At 56.1% G+C, this 2689-nt stretch carries 2 protein-coding genes; one reads left to right on the top strand and one right to left on the bottom strand.

The genetic code is table 11. The features are described 5' to 3' along the window. Nucleotides 1–269: 269 nt before the first annotated feature. Nucleotides 270–2090 carry an IS1634 family transposase gene (locus JRG72_11690; GenBank protein ID MBW2135866.1) on the top strand — a complete coding sequence of 607 codons (1821 nt, stop codon included), beginning with the start codon at nucleotides 270–272 and terminating at the stop codon, nucleotides 2088–2090. Nucleotides 2091–2258: 168 nt separating this feature from the next. On the opposite strand, the gene JRG72_11685 is transcribed toward JRG72_11690, so the two are convergent. Then, a partial coding sequence (locus JRG72_11685; GenBank protein ID MBW2135865.1) for a phosphoenolpyruvate synthase occupies nucleotides 2259–2689 on the bottom strand: 431 nt, incomplete at its 5' end.

The following is a 2689-nucleotide window of genomic DNA, read 5'->3' as shown; positions in this document are numbered from 1 at the left end:
GCCGGTGGACTTTAACAGGGGCCGATTTTAACCAGACCTTCCGTAGCGGTGGTTCACCGTTGGCCCCCCCCTCTTCCGGTTCTGCTAACCCAAGTTTACCAAAATAGCCCCCAGAGAGGGTCAATAATGGTCAAAACCAGCCTTTTCACAAGCGCATCTAGTTGATTTTACTCTTGTGATATTGTGATAAGCTCGCCGTAGTGTTAGAAAATAGCATTTTCATAATTTTTGCCTTGACACCGGCACCCAGCCTTCGGTAGGCTGGGGTTATGTTTATCCGTGCCGTTCGCAAACAAAATCGGGGCTCAACCCAGGTGTATTTTTATCACCAGCTCATCGAGGCGGTGCGAACCCCCCGAGGCCCCCGGCAGCGCATCCTGCTCAACCTGGGGACCCTGGAGATTCCCCCCAGTGAGTGGAAGGAGCTGGCCAACCGCATCGAAGAACTATATCTCGGGCAACAATCCCTCTCTCCCTGGGCGCCACATCTGGAAGCCTTAGCGCAGCACTATGCCAGCTTGTTGCGCCAAAAGGAATTTAGTCGGGCCGCCAGCGCCGAGCCCCCTGAAGCTCAATGGGAAACGGTGGATCTGGCCTCTTTGCACACCGGGGAATGCCGCACCCTGGGCGGCGAGGCCGTCGCCTGGAAGGCCTTCCAGGACCTGGGATTTCCCCAGATTCTCGAAGACTTGGGATTTAGCCAATCGCAGCTCCAGCAGGCGGCTCTGTTAATTATCGGCCGGTTGTTGCACCCCGCCAGCGAACGCCAGACAGCCCTCTGGGCCCAAGAGATCAGCGCTTTGGGAGAGTTGCTGGGCGCGGATTTCCGGTATCTCTCCAACAACGCCCTGTACCGCCTCTCGGACCTCCTGGTCGCCCACCGAGGCGAGATCGAGACCCGACTGGCCGACAACGCCAGGAAGCGGTTTTCCTTGGGAGAAAAGATTATCCTCTATGATCTGACCAACACCTATCTGACTGGCCGGGCCCACGAAAGCCGCCTGGGTCAGCGCGGCCATTCCAAGGAGAAGCGTAAGGATCGGCCCTTACTGACCCTGGCCCTGGTGCTGGACGGTGACGGTTTCCCCAAGACCTCCCGAGTCTTTCCCGGCAATGTCAGCGAACCCGGAACCCTGGCGGAGATGCTGCGCACCCTCCGGCCTGACCTAGAGCAACCCGCTTTCCTGTTTCAAACCACCCCCACCGTGATTATCGATGCCGGGATTGCCACCGCGGCCAATCTGGCCGTGATCCAGGAAGCTGGTTTTCACTATGTGGCCGTGAGCCGCAACCGCACCCAGGAAATCCCCCAGGAGGGACTGGTGGTTATCAAAGAGACTGACGCCACCACCATCCAGGTGAAAAGGCTAGACCAAGACGGCGAGATCCTGCTGTATTGCCACAGCTCGGCCCGAGCCCGGAAGGAAGCCGCCATGCGCACCCGCATGCAACAGCGGTTTGAAGAAGGACTGCAAAAGCTGGCCGCCGGCCTCACCATGCCCAGAGGATGTAAGAACTATGACAAAATCCTGGGGCGCCTGGGACGCCTGCGGGAGCGTTATCCCACCGTGGCCCCATTCTATGACCTGCAGGTGCACCATCGGGATCGCAAAGTCCAGTCTATCACCTGGGAAATTACGGCCCTTGACAAACTCCAGGCCAAATTTTCGGGCTCCTATTATTTACGTTCCAATCGTCAGGACCTGACCGACCAGGAACTCTGGTCCCTTTATATGATGTTGACCCAGGTGGAAGAGGCCTTCCGGGCTCTCAAGAGCGAACTGGGTCTCAGACCGGTGTATCACCGCCGGGATCGCCGCTTGGAGGGACACCTGTTCATCACGGTGCTGGCCTATCACCTCCTGGCCGCCATCCAGCGCCAGCTCAAACGACAAGGGCTTGCGCACCGCTGGCAGACGATACGAACCCGCCTGGCCACCCAGATGCGGGTCACCGTCTCTCTCACCAATGATCAAGGCGAGCGCCTTTATCTGCGGCAAACCACTGACCCTGAACCTTTTCATCTGCAGGTCTACCGGGCCTTGGGCCTGCCTCCCAAGCCGCTCAAAACCAAAAAGATTAAAGTGTAACAAGATGTAGTGACCATAAATTTTCCAAAATAGAGATAACCATCTAAAATAACACACTTATTTTTCAGGTAATGGTAAACTTGGGTTAGGCTAATTCAGAAGGGCGCAATGAATCAGCCCTCGTCAGGTCAATCTATTTCCGGAGCTGGCCGAATTTTTTCTTGATCCTCAGGGCGAAGAGGAGGCTTGATCCTGATGGAGGAAGCTCAGGCTGTAGTCTCCTTCTCTGAAAGCCACTAGAAACCGGTCCATAACCGCGTCGGAAGCCAGAGCTAGATCCAATTGGCGAGCAAAGGTCATCAACAGTCCCACCATCTCCAGGGTTTCATCGGTTTCCAGTAAGGAATATTTGACCAACCGTCCCTGAACCACATCTCCCTTGACCTGAACTTTGAACCCCAACTCTTCCAGAATCTTACTAAGCAGACGGGCCCGGCGTTCCCGGCGCTCCGGGGCGGCGGCCCCGCCTTTAAACTGGAAACTGATATAGTTGTCGTTCTGCTCTTCGGAGAGATAAGCATCCACGAGAGCAAAATGGTAGCCCAGGCGGGAATTAAAGTTGATGTAATTCTCAGTGATGACGGCAAAACTCTTGCCGC

The sequence above is a fragment of the Deltaproteobacteria bacterium genome (genome assembly GCA_019309545.1).
GTDB lineage: Bacteria > Desulfobacterota > Desulfobaccia > Desulfobaccales > Desulfobaccaceae > Desulfobacca_B.
This window is presented reverse-complemented; position numbering and strand designations above follow the sequence as displayed.

Coding starts and splice junctions, on each gene's coding strand:
- JRG72_11690 (MBW2135866.1), top strand. CDS start 270: ATGTTTATCCGTGCCGTTCGCAAACAAAATCGGGGCTCAACCCAGGTG.